The organism is Cryobacterium sp. Hb1, from assembly GCF_004403585.1.
Classification (GTDB): Bacteria; Actinomycetota; Actinomycetes; order Actinomycetales; family Microbacteriaceae; genus Cryobacterium; species Cryobacterium lyxosi.
Map to the genome: position 1 here is coordinate 1 of NZ_SOHI01000001.1, position 14,745 is coordinate 14,745.

Annotated in this window: 11 protein-coding genes; 7 read left to right on the top strand and 4 right to left on the bottom strand. The window is 64.4% G+C overall.

Annotated elements, in window-relative coordinates; all coding sequences use genetic code 11:
- The first annotated feature begins 116 nt into the window (after positions 1-116).
- From E3T38_RS00005 to E3T38_RS00025, 5 genes are all read left to right on the top strand, one after another.
- Entirely contained in the window at positions 117-2,273 is a 2,157-nt protein-coding gene (locus E3T38_RS00005; protein ID WP_134545430.1) for a prolyl oligopeptidase family serine peptidase, read from the top strand.
- 59 nt (positions 2,274-2,332) lie between these two features.
- Positions 2,333-3,880: a DUF3375 family protein gene (locus E3T38_RS00010; RefSeq protein WP_166805352.1), complete on the top strand. Its 1,548-nt coding sequence runs from the start codon at positions 2,333-2,335 to the stop codon at positions 3,878-3,880.
- Positions 3,873-4,556 carry a DUF4194 domain-containing protein gene (locus E3T38_RS00015; protein WP_134545432.1) on the top strand — a complete coding sequence of 228 codons (684 nt, stop codon included), beginning with the start codon at positions 3,873-3,875 and terminating at the stop codon, positions 4,554-4,556. Before E3T38_RS00010 ends, E3T38_RS00015 begins: the two co-directional genes overlap by 8 nt.
- Positions 4,553-7,924, top strand: a complete 3,372-nt coding sequence (locus E3T38_RS00020; protein ID WP_134545433.1) for an ATP-binding protein — start codon at positions 4,553-4,555, stop codon at positions 7,922-7,924. The genes E3T38_RS00015 and E3T38_RS00020 overlap by 4 nt, the downstream gene beginning before the upstream one ends.
- 214 nt (positions 7,925-8,138) lie before the next feature.
- The gene (locus E3T38_RS00025) at positions 8,139-8,756 is read left to right on the top strand and encodes a hypothetical protein (RefSeq protein ID WP_134545434.1); all 618 of its coding nucleotides are present in this window, start codon (positions 8,139-8,141) and stop codon (positions 8,754-8,756) included.
- Positions 8,757-8,839: 83 nt separating this feature from the next.
- Here E3T38_RS00025 and E3T38_RS00030 read toward each other — a convergent pair whose 3' ends face one another.
- Complete coding sequence (locus E3T38_RS00030; protein ID WP_134545435.1) at positions 8,840-9,373, bottom strand: GNAT family N-acetyltransferase; 534 nt, start codon at positions 9,371-9,373, stop codon at positions 8,840-8,842.
- A gap of 34 nt (positions 9,374-9,407) precedes the next feature.
- Positions 9,408-9,884: a DoxX family membrane protein gene (locus E3T38_RS00035; RefSeq protein WP_134545436.1), complete on the bottom strand. Its 477-nt coding sequence runs from the start codon at positions 9,882-9,884 to the stop codon at positions 9,408-9,410.
- Between the two features lie 300 nt (positions 9,885-10,184).
- Between E3T38_RS00035 and E3T38_RS00040 the strand changes: the two genes are divergently transcribed.
- Entirely contained in the window at positions 10,185-12,476 is a 2,292-nt protein-coding gene (locus E3T38_RS00040; protein WP_134545437.1) for an FdhF/YdeP family oxidoreductase, read from the top strand.
- A 9-nt stretch (positions 12,477-12,485) separates the two neighbouring features.
- On the opposite strand, the gene E3T38_RS00045 is transcribed toward E3T38_RS00040, so the two are convergent.
- Together E3T38_RS00045 and E3T38_RS00050 are read right to left on the bottom strand one after the other, a co-directional pair.
- Positions 12,486-12,803 (bottom strand): DUF6457 domain-containing protein, encoded by a 318-nt coding sequence (locus E3T38_RS00045; RefSeq protein ID WP_134545438.1) that lies wholly within the window; start codon positions 12,801-12,803, stop codon positions 12,486-12,488.
- Positions 12,804-12,901: 98 nt separating this feature from the next.
- Positions 12,902-13,390, bottom strand: a complete 489-nt coding sequence (locus E3T38_RS00050; protein ID WP_134545439.1) for a DUF427 domain-containing protein — start codon at positions 13,388-13,390, stop codon at positions 12,902-12,904.
- Positions 13,391-13,789: 399 nt separating this feature from the next.
- Here E3T38_RS00050 and E3T38_RS00055 point away from each other — a divergent pair, with 399 nt between their 5' ends.
- A complete protein-coding gene (locus E3T38_RS00055) occupies positions 13,790-14,623 on the top strand; it encodes an aldo/keto reductase (protein WP_134545440.1) in 834 nt (277 codons plus the stop codon).
- The last annotated feature ends 122 nt before the right edge of the window (positions 14,624-14,745 follow it).

Genomic DNA, 14,745 nt, shown 5'->3' on the forward strand with positions numbered 1-14,745 from the left:
CGCCCACACCCACCGCGCCAACACCCCCAGCCCCGAACCACCCTGGCGCAACTAGCCGAACCGTGCCACACATGGTGAGCACAAGACTGAGCATCCGCATCGGCTAGCCTGCAACCATGACATCGGAGTCCCAGAGCACGCCATTTTCCAGCCTTGACGACTACATCGCGTTGCCCCGCGTGGAAGGTCTCACCCTCTCGCCCGACGGGGTGCGCGTCGTGCTGACCGTCGCCACACTCACCCGCGATCGCGCGACCTACGAGCGGGCACTCTGGTCGGTTTGCTCAGACGGCACCGGTGTTCCGATCCGCCTGACCCGGTCGGCCAAGGGGGAATCCGGGGCGGCTTTCACCGCCGCGGGCGACGTTTTGTTTGTCTCCAGCCGGCCCGATGCTGCTGCAGAAAAAGACACCGAGGCCGCGCAGCTCTGGTTGCTGCCCGCTGCTGGCGGGGAGGCCCGCGCTATCACCCGCCTTGCCGGGGGAGTATCCGGCATCGCCGCGGTCGCCGCGACCGCCCACTCATTCGTGATCGCCGCCGACCTGCTGCCGAGCGCCACCGACCTCGAATCGGATGGCGTTACACGCAAGGAGCGCGCCGACAAGAAGGTCGCGGCCATTCTGCACGAGAGCTACCCGGTGCGTTACTGGGACCACGACCTCGGCCCCGCCGAGCCGCACCTGCTCGCCCTCGACCTCGCCGACCTGCATGACACCGTCACGCTTCCCGACAGCGACAGCGACAGCGACAGCGACAGCGACAGCGACCGTGCCAGAAACAGCGACAGCGAAACGGATGCCCCCGCTCCCTACCCGCCCGATCTGCCACGTCCCCGAGACCTCACCCCTGCCCCCGGCCGCACCATGGACACCGCCGGCCAGGCCCTGACCCCCGACGGATCAACGCTCATCGTGGCCCGGCGGGTGGCCGAGCAGCGCTCCGGCCGGTACGTTCTGGTCTCGATCGACGTTTCGACCGGCACCCAGACCACGCTGTTCAACGAACCGAAGGTTGACTTCGAGTCACCGGCCGTCAGTCTCGACGGACGACTGATCGCCTTCGTGCGGTCCGCCGTCAGCACCCCGCAGGGTCCGGCTGACCAGGAAATCTGGGTCGCCGACCTCGACGGCGGCCACCCCCGCCGCCTCGCCCCCGAGTGGGATCGCTGGCCGACCAGCCTGGTCTTCGACGCGCCGCACGGCGGCGCTCCGGGCGAATCCAACCCGGTCCTCATCGTCACCGCCGACCACAACGGCCGCGGACCCATCTTCCGGGTACCGCTCGACGGCGGGGCCCCCGAACAGCTCACCACCGATGACTTCACCTACACCAATGTGTGCGTCGATGCCCAGACCGGTGACCTCGTGGCGTTGCGCTCCTCCTGGATCGCACCGGCGCATCCGGTGCGCATCAGCCGTTCCGGCACCGTCACCACGCTGGCCACACCGGCCGCGCTGCCCGACGTTCCCGGCACGATCACCGAGGTCGAGACTCTCGCCGAGGACGGAACGCGGGTGCGCGCCTGGCTGCTGCTGCCTGCGCAAGCCTCGGGGCAGCATCCGGCCCCGCTGTTGCTCTGGATCCACGGCGGCCCGCTGAACAGCTGGAACGCCTGGAGCTGGCGCTGGAGCCCGCTGCTCGCCGTGGCCCGCGGCTACGCGGTACTCCTGCCCGATCCGGCGCTGTCCACGGGCTACGGCCTCGAGTTCATCGCACGCGGCTGGAACGCCTGGGGCGCCAAGCCGTACACCGACCTGCTCGCGATCACCGACGCCGCCGAGGCCCGCCCCGATATTGACGCGACATTGACCGCGGCGATGGGCGGATCGTTCGGCGGCTACATGGCCAACTGGGTCGCCGGGCACACCGACCGGTTTCGCGCCATCGTCAGCCACGCGAGTCTCTGGTCGCTCGACCAGTTCGCTGGCACGACCGACAACTCCGAGTACTGGCAGAGCATCTTTTCCCCGCAGGGCATGGTCGACAATTCGCCGCACCAGGCCGTGCACGACATTGTCACGCCCATGCTCGTGATTCACGGCGACCACGACTACCGGGTGCCGATCGGCGAAAGCCTGCGACTGTGGTCGGAGCTCGCCGAACACCACGCCACTGCCGACGGCAGTACCCAGCACAAGTTCCTCTTCTTTCCCGATGAGAACCACTGGGTGTTGAAACCGCAACACGCTGTTCTCTGGTATCAGACCGTGTTCGCCTTTCTCGACCAGCACGTGCACGGCGCCGACTGGAAGAGGCCGCGCCTGCTCGGCTGAGCGGGTCAGGGGCAACCCACCCAGTCGGTTAAAGTGGAGAGCTGGAGAGGAACCAGCTGTTGAGTGATATTGCGAGCGAATTGGCGCGGGTACGCGAAGCCTTCGACAAACCCACTCTGCGCCTGCTCGACCGCAAATGGGCGCCGTTCGTGCTCGCGGTGTTCAAGAGCTCGTTCAGCCGGGACCGCCGCAGCGTGGCGTGCGAGCTGCTGCATACCCAAGTGGATGCCTACCTCGCCGACCTCCGCAGCACCGGTGTCGACGCCCCCGAGAAGACCGGCCGTGCCCTGTGCGTGCAGTGGATGAATGACCTCTGGCTGTACCGCGAAGTGCGCGATCTGGGCGACGGAAATGGCGGCGGAAATGGTGGTGGCAGCGATGACGAGAATGTGGAGCACTACTCACTCACCAGCCACGCCCTTGAAGCCCTGCTTCTCGTGGACGGCCTCGCCCGCGATCGGGCGTTGATCAGCGAGTCCAGACTCTCGACGATCGTCGACACCGTGCGCCACCGGGCCACGGAGGCCAACCCCGATCGCGAAGAGCGGGTTCGCCGCCTCGAGCAGCAGATCGATGAACTGACCAGCGAGCGTGATCGTCTCGCTCGCGGCGGCGCTGTCGAAGCGGCCTCGAACGAGCAGATGCATGAGGGCTACGCAAACCTCATCGACCTCATCCAGCAACTCCCGAGCGACTTCAAACGGGTCGAGGAATCGGTCGCGGCCATGCACCGGCAGATCGTCAACGACTTTCGCGGCGAGGAACGACCCATCAGCGAGGTTCTCGACGACTATTTGGCCAAAACGGATGCCCTCATGTCGTCGACGGCTGAGGGGCGCGCCTTCGAGGGGGCGTTCACCCTGCTGCGCAACGACACGCTCATGCAGGGGCTCAAGGCAGATCTGGAGTCGATCCTGCTGCACCCGTTCGCCCTCGAACTGAGCCTGAACGAACGTCGCAGCTTCATGAGCACGGTGACGCTGCTGCGCAAGGGCATCGATGACGTTCTGACCCAGCGCACAGGGCTCTCGACCACCCTGCGCGAGCACATCGTCAACCACGACGTGGTGAAAGACCGCGAGCTTGAGCTCGTGCTGCGGGGCGTCAACCGCGAACTCGCCGTCTGGATGCAGACCGCCGGCCCGCGCTCCACTGTCACCACCGAACTCATGCCCGGCACTCTCGAGGTGGAACACCTGCGCGAACGGTTCTACGATCCGGTTGCCCACCTTGGGCCGCCCGCGCTGGCCGATGTGTCTGACGCTGCGCCTGCAGCACCGAGCCTGGGTGACCTGCGCCTGCAGGGCGGGCCACTGCTCGAAGATCTGCGCGACGCCCTCGTGGCTGCTGTTGCGGCGGGGGAGGCGGCATCCGTTGGCAGCGCATTCAACAGCTTCGGCGCGAGCCTGCGCCGCCCGGTTGAAATTCTCGGCCTGCTACAACTGGCCGCGCAGCTGAGCACGTCGGCCGGCCCGGTAAGCCTGGAGAGTTTCGAAGCGATACGACCGGATGGCTCGGTGCGGGTCTTCGACGTGCCGCGACGCATTTTGACCGACGACGACACGGCGGCCCTGGCCGCCCAGAATTTGGGTTCCCAGCATGAATGACGACTTTTCGGCTGAGGGCACCGCCATCGACAGCGACCCCCAGACCCTGTCCCTGTTCGAGGGCGACGAGGGCGGGCTGAGCGTAGAGCAGCGTCGTACCCTCGTGCTGCTGCTGAAACACCGCTATATCTCGGCAGCCCTGCAGCCAGCCGAATGGCAGACCCTGCTGAAGTCGCAGAGCCTGCTCAAGTCCCGCCTCAACGACGTCTTCCTCGACCTGCATGTCGACCACCACTACGAGGTCGCCTTCAAGCGGCAGGCCCTCGCGGAAGGCGGCGAGCGGTTTCCCACGCTGCTGCACGACGTGGCCTACACCCGCGAGGAGACAATTCTGCTCGTGCTGCTGCGCCAACGCTTTCGCAGTGAACGGGCCAACGGCCAGGAGATCGTACTCGTCGACCGGGACAACCTGGTCGAGAACGTTGCGCACTTTCGCCCGGAACACGCCACCGACCTTTCCGGTGACGCCCGAAAGGCCGCTGCCGCGGTCGACAGCCTCGCCAAGGCGAGGGTGCTGCTAAAGACCAGCGACCCAGACCGGTTTCGCATCTCGGCCGTGATCGAAGTGCTGTTGTCGGTGGAACGCCTCGGCGAACTGCTCGACTGGCTGCGTCAGGAAAACCGTGCTGACGACACCGAACCGCTCGCCGCCTCGCCTCTGGAGCCTCTCGCATGACCGATTCCCCGCTGTTCTACATCGATGGCGCCACCGAGGGCACTACCCAGTGGCGGGCCGAATCCATGCAACTGGTCAATTGGGGCGGATTTCACGGTCACCACACGATCGACTTCAGTGCCGCGGCCACGCTCGTCTCCGGTGCCTCAGGTACCGGCAAGAGCAGTCTGCTCGACGCCTACCTGGCGCTGATGATGCCCTCGGACACCCCGTTCAACGGTGCCTCGAACGATGCCGGCTCGGGCCGTGCCCGCAGCCACGACCAGCGCAACCTGATGACCTACCTGCGCGGCAAGACCGACGCCAACCGGGAAGCGGCAACCGGCGAGCTGACCGACCAGGTGCTGCGCGGCGCGCACGAGGCTACCTGGGGCGCCATCGCCCTGACCTTCATCGACGACAACGAGCGCCGGTTCACCGTGCTGCGGGCCTACTTCGTACCGCGTGGCGCCCATAAATTCGCCGACGTCGCCATGAAAATGGCCACGACCGACGGATGCCTTGACCTACGCGACCTCGCCTCCTGCGCCGAGAACCGGTTCGACAAGCGCGCCCTCAAGGCCCGCTTTGAGGGCCTCGACGTGTTCGATACCTACGCGGCGTTCGCCCAAACCCTGTACACCCGGCTCGGTATCGGCGCCAACGGCGAGGGCGGCAAGGCCCTGCGCCTGCTCGCCCGCATCCAGGCCGGCCAGCAGGTGAAAACGGTCGACGGACTCTACAAGTCGATGGTGCTCGAAGAGCCTGCGACCTTCGCTGCCGCCGACAAGGCGGTCGACCACTTCGAAGACCTGGAACGTTCCTACGGTGCCATGGTCACCGAAGCGCAGAAGGCACAGGTGCTCGAACGCCTGCCCGAACTGCAGCAGGCTTATCAGGTCGCAACCGCCAAGGCCGAACTGGTCGACACCTTCGGGGTGCACCGGGCCGGGGACACCCCGTTTGTGCTGTGGCAGCTGCTCACCGAGCACACCCTGCTCGAGAATGCCGCCGACATCAACCGGGCAGCCCGCCGCGACAACCAGACCGCCCTCGTAGAGGCGCGCGACGCCGAGACCGCGCTGAAAATCCGGGTTGTCGAGTTGCAACAGCAGGAGCGCGACAACGGCGGCGATGTGCTCGAACGGCTGCAGACCGAGCTCGTGCACCTCAGCGACCAACGCGACACTGTGGCTCGGGAGCACGAGAGTTTCAGTCAAAGGGTGCACATTCTGGCTGCATCGATCGATTCCGCTGCCAGCTTCGCCGCCGCCCAGCAAGAGGCCAACCGCTTCACCGCCGGGTTCGCCGCCGCCGAGTCTGCCCTGGAGGCGACCCGCTCGGCGCTGCAGCGTGAGGCGTACCCCGTGGAGGAGGGCATCCGCTCCCTCAAAAAAGAGCGCGTATTTCTGACCGGGCGCGAAAGCCTGGTGCCACAGCCCCTGCACCAGGCCCGGCTGCTGATCGCCGAAGCGGCGGGAATTCCGGCCCAGGAACTGCCGTTCGTGGCCGAACTCATCGACATCACCGCCGGTGAGGAACGGTGGCGGCAGGCCGCCGAGGTGACCCTGTCGTCGGTCGTTCGGGTTCTGCTCGTCGACGAGACTCGCCTCGCGCACCTGAGCGCGGTGATCGACCCACTGCAGCTGCCTCTGCGCATCCACTTCGAGGGTGTGGCACTGAAGCAGCATCAGGCCGTTACCGGCGACGCCCGCTATGTGTCTGGCAAGCTTGACCTGAAGGACTCGCCGTTCAGTAGCTGGGTGCAGGCGCGCCTTCAGTCGTCGAGCCTCGACGCGCTCTGCGTGGCCAACCCGTCCGAGCTGCTTGGTGAGGGTGCACGGGTGACGGTGAGCGGGCAGACGCGCAACGGTTCCCGCGGCGCCCATGGCTGGAACACCGGCCAGAAGTCGATCATCGGTTTTTCCAGCCGGGCCCGGCTCGATGACATTGCCGTAGAGCTGGCCGCGCAGGGGCTGGCGGCTGACGCGATCGCGGGGCGGGCATCCGCTGTCACCGAGCAACTCGGTGCACTGCGCGACCGACAGGCCGCCCACCAGTACATTCTCGACACCGACTGGCTGACCATTGACGTAGCGGCAGCAGCCGAACGCATCCAGGGCAAGAAATCGGAACAAGAGCGGATGCTGGCCAGCAGCGATATTCTGCGCGCTCTGAGTAACGAAGGGGCCCGGCTCGCCCTCGAGCTCGATGCTGCCCAGAAACTCAAGCACAGCACCGAGCAGGCCGAGGCCGTGCTCAATGACGAGCAGGGCAGCATCGTCGACGCACAGGACGCGGTGAATGATCGACTCGAACAGATTGAACACAGCGACGCGCTGACCCTGTCGCCGGAACATTCTCTGCACCTCGATGAGCAGTTCGCGCGCGTCACCGACCAGAACAACCTCGCCACTTTTCCCGGCGGCCTGAAACGCCTGCGTGAGCGGCTGATCAACCAATCAGCGCAGGATCGTGACGGTGCCGCGCGCGATCGCGCCACCATGATCGGGATCTTCGAGACGTACCAGGCACGCTGGCCCGACCCGAATATCGGTGTCGCGCTCGAATCGGTCACGAGTTACACCGATATTCTCGACGCCATCCGCACCCTCGGTCTTTCCGAGCGTCGCCAAGAATGGAAACGCCGGCTCTCCGCGTGGAGCGGGCAGGACCTAGTGCCGCTCACCGGTGCGTTCAACACGGCCATCGAAGAGATCGAAGACCGGTTGCGGCCAATCAATGAGATCCTCGCGACCCTGCCTTTCGGCGCAACCCGCGACCGCTTACAGATTTCGCTGCGCCGACTGCACCGAGATGACGCGACCGCGTTCCGCAAGGAGCTCAAAGCGCTCTCCTCCGGTGCGACGGAACAACTCACCGACGATCAAACCGAGGATCGGTTCACCCGGCTGCAGCAGTTCATGGCTGTGATTCGGCGTTCTGACGGCACCACCACCTCCCAGCGCGATGTGCTGCTCGATGTGCGCCGGCACGTCGAGATCACAGCTGTTCGCGTGACGCAGGACGGTACCCGCGTCAGCACCTACTCGTCCCTCGGCGGAAAGAGCGGTGGCGAGTCGCAGGAGCTCGTGGCCTTCGTGGTCGGCGCAGCCCTGCGTTTTCAGCTCGGCGATGAAAGTCGCACCCGGCCGCGCTTTGCGCCGGTGTTTCTCGACGAGGGCTTCGTCAAATCCGACGCGGAATTCGCCGGTCGAGCCGTCGCCGCGTGGAAGGGCCTCGGCTTTCAACTCATCGTCGGAGCTCCGCTCGACAAGGTCACCGCCCTCGAACCATCCATGCAACTCGTGCTGTCGATCACCAAGAACACGGCCACCGGTTACTCCTACATCACTCCCTTGGCGTCCCCGGAAATACTTGTGGCCTAAGCGTCGGCTGCATAGTCCGGGCGACGCTGCGTGCGAAAACGCACGTACCGTTGCCCAAGCGGCGTTCGACGATCAGGTGCCTCGTTGTTCGGCTATCCCCGCACGCTGTCGAGCCGCACCGGCTTGGGCGTAGCATGTCTGCATGCCGGTCCGAGATTCTTCTCAATGACTTGGGCTGCACTCACCGACCAGTACCTTGGACTGGAGTAGAAACGTGACCAGAATGCGGCGACTCCATCGCAATCCCAGCTTCCGAAACCCCACATTCTTCTCGACCTGGTTGCTGTGGAGTGTGGGATTTCTCGCGTTCCCGATCGCGGGTTTCGCCGGCACGGCAGTCGGGGGGCGCGTCAGTAACCCGGTATCGGCCCTTATCGGTGGCGCGGTCTGTGGGGTCGTCATCGGCTTCGGCCAGGTGCTGGTCAGTCGACGTCGTCTCAATCCGCTGAACTGGGTTCCGCTGACCGGGATTGGTTTGGGTTTGGGTCTGCTTCTGGGCTCGACGGTGGTCGACTATCGCACGACGCTGCCGGAGTTGGCCCTGATGGGAGCGATCACCGGGATCGTGCTCGGTGCCGCGCAAGCCATGGGGTTACCGCCGCGGACGCGCCGACGCTGGCTCTGGGCCCTTGGTATGGCCACACTGTGGGCACTCGGATGGACCGTGACGACATTGGCCGGGGTAAACGTCGAGGCACAGTTCACAAATTTCGGCGCCATCGGAGCGGTAACCGTCACGGCGCTGTCTGGACTCCTCCTACATTTCTTGCTGCCATTTTATCCCCCGTCGGGCATGTGGTTGCGCTCACGCCCCACCAGTACCGCGCCCTGATGCGAAAAGCAGCCTGCCATTAGTCACAACCCGAGCGGGGCGCGATCACCGGCTGACGTTCGCGCCCCGAAAAGGCGGGATGTTTAGCCGTGCTGCAGAACTTTTTCGAGCACCTCGAGACGTAGGTCGTCGCGCCGGGGTATTCCAAAGCGTGTGTCGAAGTCAAAGGGCTTCTGCACGCCTGTTCGTCGGTAGCCTCGACGCTCGTAGAACGCGATGAGGGAGTCTCGCACATCGATGACCGTCATCGTCATCACGGTTGAATCCCATTCCGAGACAGCCAGGCGTTCAGCTTCGGCCAGGATACGTTTGCCGTCGCCCTGGCTCTGGCCGGTCGGGCGCACGGCGAACATACCGAAATAGGCCGTATCGCCCACATCCTTCGCGATATGCGCGCACCCGACCAGATCGCCCCAGCGTTCACCGAGAAGAACGAGGCTGTCAGCGCGGCTGAGGTCTCCACGAAGTACATCGGCGTCGAGGCGCTGCCCGTCGATGAGGTCGGCCTCACAGGTCCAGCCCTGCCGGCTCGCATCGCCCCGATAGGCGCTTGTCACCAAGACCAGTAAGGCCGAAACATCATCGGTCGTCGCGCGACGAAAGGTTAGCGGGTCCATTTGACCCACACTATCGATGGCGTGCATACTCCCGCTATCGGTCTGACGGAGGCCGGGCCGCAACCCGGCTGCGCCGGGCGCGCCACGCTCGCCATGCATCGGTAGCCCAGAGCGCCCACAGCACGAGCAGTGGTTGAAAGGCGAGGCGGATGCCCCGTGACACATCTGAATTCAGTCCGAAGGAGTCGGTTGCCGTGACGAACTGTGAGATGTTGCCGGGAAAGATTGCCACGAAGAACGCTGCGACGACCCAGCCGACGGGCACCCGCCACCGGTGCAGCGTAAGCAACGCGGTTCCCAGTACTATTTCGGCTATTCCGGAGAGTACGACGACCAGGTCGGCGTCCAACGGAACCCACGCCGGAACCTGCGCCTGGAATGCCTCCCGGTTGAACGTGAGGTGGCTGATTCCAGCCAAAAGCAGCACGGCGCCGAGGGCCAGCCGGCCGAGCAGCCGTGGCAGCGAACGGCGCGAGCGCGATGCGGCCCCGCCAGGTTCCAGAAAAGTCATGTGACTTGAGTGTAAGTGTTCAGTCGAGCGTTTGACCAGGACGCCCCCAATCATGGTGCGCGCATCGGATCGGGGGTGAGGCGACCGAGTCGCTGGGCGTGTCTGTGAACCCCAGGCCCGGAACATGTTGAGGTTACGGCCGCGGCGCCCGGGCCAGCCTGGGCGCCGCGGCTACCGGCCGAGCAGGGGGTATAAATGACATAATCACGGCACTACCGGATGCTTCCAACCCCGTGGGTGTATCGTGCCAGCGTCGACCGTATGGGCGGCGAAGCGATAACGCAACGAGAGCGGTGCAGCATGAGCAGTGAACCCCCGATCAACGACGTCACCGACATCGACATCGAGGTCACCCACGCCAAATCCTGGGCCGCCGGCGTACCGGGCGTGTTGCACTCCATGCAGCCGGCGATCACGCAGATGGGCGCTGCGCGGGGGATGCGCGCCCTGCTGGCGATGAACCAGAAAGACGGATTCGACTGCATGAGCTGCGCCTGGCCTGACCCCGGGCACCGCAAGGCCTTCGAGTTCTGCGAGAACGGCGCCAAAGCTGTCACCTGGGAGGCCACCCCGATCACCGTGCCGACAACTTTCTGGGCCGAGCATTCCTTGCACGACCTGTACGAGAAGAGTGAATACTGGCTCGGCATGCAGGGTCGGCTGGTCGAACCCGTCTACAAGCCAGCCGGCAGTGATCACTACCGCCCGGTCAGCTGGCCCGAGGCGTTTCGCATGATCGCCGCCAAACTCAACGGTCTTGACTCGCCCGACCAAGCCGCCTTCTACACGAGTGGCCGCGCCTCCAATGAGGCCGCATTCGCTTATCAGCTGTTCGCGCGCGCTTACGGCACCAACAACCTGCCGGACTGCTCCAATATGTGCCATGAATCCACCGGCTGGGCTATGGGCATGACCGTCGGCATTGGCAAGAGCACGGTCAGCTACGACGACTTTGCGAAATCCGACCTCATCATCATCATTGGCCAAAACCCCGGCACCAACCATCCGCGCATGCTCACCGCGCTCGAAGAAGCTAAAGATGCCGGCGCGCAGATCGTTGCGATCAACCCGCTGCCCGAGGCCGGTCTGCGCCGCTACAAGAACCCGCAGCGGGTGCGGGGAGTGATTGGCCATGGCACCGAGATAGCAGACCAGTTTCTGCAAATTCGCCTCGGTGGCGATATGGCGTTGCTGCAGGCCGTCTCGAAGCGGGTGCTCGACGCCGAAGACGCTGCCCCAGGAACCGTCCTCGATCAGGCTTTCCTTGACAAACACTGCCACGGGCTGGCCGAGCTGCGGCAGCATCTCTCCCAACTTGACGAGCAAATGGTGTTGGCCGCGACCGGCTTGCGCGCGGCACAAATCGACGAATTGGCCAAACGCTACCTGGCCGCTGATCGGGTGATCATCACCTGGGCGATGGGGGTGACGCAACAGAAAAAAGGCATAGATACCGTCAAGGAAATCATCAACCTGTTGCTGCTGCGCGGCAACATCGGCAAGCCCGGTGCCGGTGCCTCACCGATTCGCGGCCACAGCAACGTGCAGGGTGACCGCACCATGGGCATCTGGGAGCAGATGCCGCCGGCTTTCCTCAACGCCCTGCAAGCAGAGTTCGGTTTCAACCCGCCGCGCGAGCACGGCGTTGATGCCGTCTACGGAGTGCGTGCGATGCGCGACGGAAAGTTGAAGGTGTGGGTGGGGCTTGGCGGCAACTTCGTTGCCGCCATGTCCGACACCGGCATTGCCGAGGCCGCCATGCAACGCACCGAAATGAGCGTGCAGATCTCCACGAAACTGAATCGCTCGCACGCTGTAACCGGCGAGGAGGCGCTGATACTACCGACCCTGGGGCGCACCGAAATTGACGAGCAGGCCGGCGGGGTGCAGTTTGTCTCCGTAGAGGACACGGTCTGCGCGGTGCATCCGTCGTGGGGAAAGCTCAAGCCGGTCGCACCAAACCTGCTCTCGGAGGTCGCGATTATTTCTCGACTGGCCAGCGCTGTGCTCGCCGACTCCGTCGCGGTCGACTGGGCCGGATTCGAGGCCGACTACGACCGTATCCGTGACCACATCGCCCACGTGGTCGAGGGATTTGAGAACTATAACGAACGCATCCGGCAGGAGGGCGGATTCATGTTGCCGAACGGGCCGCGGGACTCACGCACCTTCAACACCCCGATCGGCAAGGCCATGCTGACCACGAACACCCTGGAGTATCTTGAAGTACCGCCCGGGCGTCTGGTGCTGCAGACGCTGCGCAGTCACGACCAGTTCAACACCACCATCTACGGCCTCGATGACCGCTATCGCGGCATCAAGAAGGGTCGCCAAGTTGTCTTCATCAACAAGAAAGATCTGCTCACCCTAGGTTTCGTCGATGGCGATCTGGTCGACGTGCACAGCGAGTTCAGTGACAACGTCGACCGGGTGTTACGCGGCTATCGGCTGGTTGCATACCCGACACCACGCGGTTGCGCCGCCGCCTACTATCCGGAGGCGAACGTGCTCGTGCCGCTCGATAGCGTCGCCGACGGTAGTAACACACCGGTGTCGAAGGCTGTCATCATTCGACTGGAGCGTGCTGCGTGAATCGTGACGCTACTGCGCAGTGTTCACCCAGCCGGTGGCGTCGGGGTGTTCCTTCTCGGGCTGCTGGCAGACGGCGGTGACCACATCCACAGCCCGGGCCACGGCTGTGCCTGAGGGCATCGCCGAGTTGGCTGCGGCGAGACCGGCGGCATAGCCGACCATGAACGTCGTGATCGGGGCGGCCATCGGATTCACCGCGTGGGCGGCTTCATCGGCGACGGTGAGCACGAGGTCGTTGTCCACCTCGAGGTCCACAATCTGCAGTGCTTGACTGAGGCGACGGATCCACTGCTTGAGAATCTCTTCGTCTACGGCGTTGTGGGTCACAGCAACTCCTTCAGTTTCGAGTACGTCGGATGCCTGGCTGGTCCGAGGCTACCCCACGCTGAGAAATTCCGTGCAATGAAATTGTGTCGAACCGTGGGCTACCAGCCCAGGGTGCCCGCCGCGCCCTTGAACGGCCCGACGATTTTTTCGGTTATCCAGCCACCGTAAAAGTCGCCGTCTTGTGCGCGCACCGTTTCACCGTCGACCGTGCACCGGTCCATCGCCCCCGGGTAGACAGCGACGCGGTCGGTGAGAGACTCGAAACCCGCATTTGGTACGGGATAAAACCAGGCGGACCGGGCGCGGGAGCCGACCGAAAGGTATCCGGCAGCGCCCTTGAACTCGCAATAAGAATGACCAGCATCCGGTTGAAGCACGCCCGGAGTGAAGGCACCTCGCGGCAGGTAATACACCGGTGGATGGCTGGTCTCGAGCACCCGCACGACATCTCTCGTGTCGGCGATGGTCACACCGTCGAGTTCGATGGTGATGTGTTCCCCGGTATGTTCGACGCGGGGTGGGCGTGGGTAGTCCCAGACGGATTCCTGGCCGGGGCGGATGGGGTCGCGTTGCACTCGCTCAATCATGATCCGATGCTAGGACGGCAACCTGCGAAGAACGCTGCCGGGCGAATGCCCGTTCCAGCCGGCGTATTTGCGCTGCGCGGACCGGGTGGGCGAACGCCATCAGTTCGATGCGTTGTAGCTGACCGTCGACGAGGCGTCCCGCGTGATTCCCGACGGCATCGTGCGCCCGTGCACCAATACTGTGTGCGGGCTGGGAGTGTGACCGGCCATTAGACGTGCGGAATATCTCCGTCGGTAGGCTGGTTTTGATGAACGTGCAGGCCGTTAGGCACGTTCACCGTGACACTGCTGACGTCCCTAATGTGACCGAGCAAGCTTTCTCCGTGGGTAACACCAGCGGCAAAGCGGTCGGCGAGACAGATAGCGGCGCACTCAAACATCGAACGAGGAGATACATCCATGACCGTAGTCCCCACCGTCACCCTCAATAACGGCACAACGATTCCGCAGCTCGGATTCGGCACCTTCCAAGTCACGCCGGAGACGACCAAGGCGGCGACTCTTGCCGCTCTTTCGGCCGGCTACCGACACATTGACACGGCCGAGATGTACGGCAATGAGAAAGAGGTTGGTGAAGCCGTCGCTGAGTCGGGGCTGAACCGGTCCGAGATCTACGTTACGAGCAAGCTCAACAACGGGTTCCATGACCGTGCCGACGCCCTGGCCGCCTTCGATCGGACTATGGACGCCCTCGGATTCGATTACCTTGACCTGTTTCTCATCCACTGGCCTCTCCCAGCTGTCGGAGACTTCGTCGAGACCTGGAAGGCAATGGAGGAAATGCAGCTCTCGGGTCGCGTACGCACCATTGGAGTGAGTAACTTTCAGCGAGAGCACCTGCAGCGTCTGTTCGACGAGACCGATACCGTGCCGGCCGTCAACCAGATCGAGGTCCACCCGTACCTCACGCAGGATGCGCTGCGGGCGTTCAACACCGAGCACGGCATCGTAACCGAGGCCTGGTCGCCGCTCGCGCAGGGCGCAGTTCTCTCCGACTCGGTGATTACAGGGATCGCCGACCGTCTCGGTAAGTCTGCCGCTCAGGTCACCCTGCGCTGGCACCTGCAGCGAGGCGACATCGTCTTCCCGAAGTCGGTTACCCGCAGCCGAGTCGACGAGAACTTCGCCCTGTTCGACTTCGTCCTCACCGAAGCGGATATCGCCGCGATCACTGCCCTGAACCGCGATGAGCGCACGGGCCCGAACCCCGACGAGTTCAACTACATCCCGTAGTCCCTGGTGAACGACAGCTGACGCTGACGCTGCCAGCTGTGAATCACCGCACTCGACCCCGCCCACCACGTCATCGTGGTGGGCGAGGCGTTTATCCGGGCTCACGGTGACCGTGCGCTGTC

What these genes read in the sequence shown, in the direction of transcription:
- E3T38_RS00005 (WP_134545430.1), top strand. Translation starts at nt 117, where the DNA reads ATGACATCGGAGTCCCAGAGCACGCCATTTTCCAGCCTTGACGACTAC.
- E3T38_RS00015 (WP_134545432.1), top strand. Translation starts at nt 3,873, where the DNA reads ATGAATGACGACTTTTCGGCTGAGGGCACCGCCATCGACAGCGACCCC.
- E3T38_RS00020 (WP_134545433.1), top strand. Translation starts at nt 4,553, where the DNA reads ATGACCGATTCCCCGCTGTTCTACATCGATGGCGCCACCGAGGGCACT.
- E3T38_RS00030 (WP_134545435.1), bottom strand. Translation starts at nt 9,373, where the DNA reads ATGGACCCGCTAACCTTTCGTCGCGCGACGACCGATGATGTTTCGGCC.
- E3T38_RS00035 (WP_134545436.1), bottom strand. Translation starts at nt 9,884, where the DNA reads ATGACTTTTCTGGAACCTGGCGGGGCCGCATCGCGCTCGCGCCGTTCG.
- E3T38_RS00040 (WP_134545437.1), top strand. Translation starts at nt 10,185, where the DNA reads ATGAGCAGTGAACCCCCGATCAACGACGTCACCGACATCGACATCGAG.
- E3T38_RS00050 (WP_134545439.1), bottom strand. Translation starts at nt 13,390, where the DNA reads ATGATTGAGCGAGTGCAACGCGACCCCATCCGCCCCGGCCAGGAATCC.
- E3T38_RS00055 (WP_134545440.1), top strand. Translation starts at nt 13,790, where the DNA reads ATGACCGTAGTCCCCACCGTCACCCTCAATAACGGCACAACGATTCCG.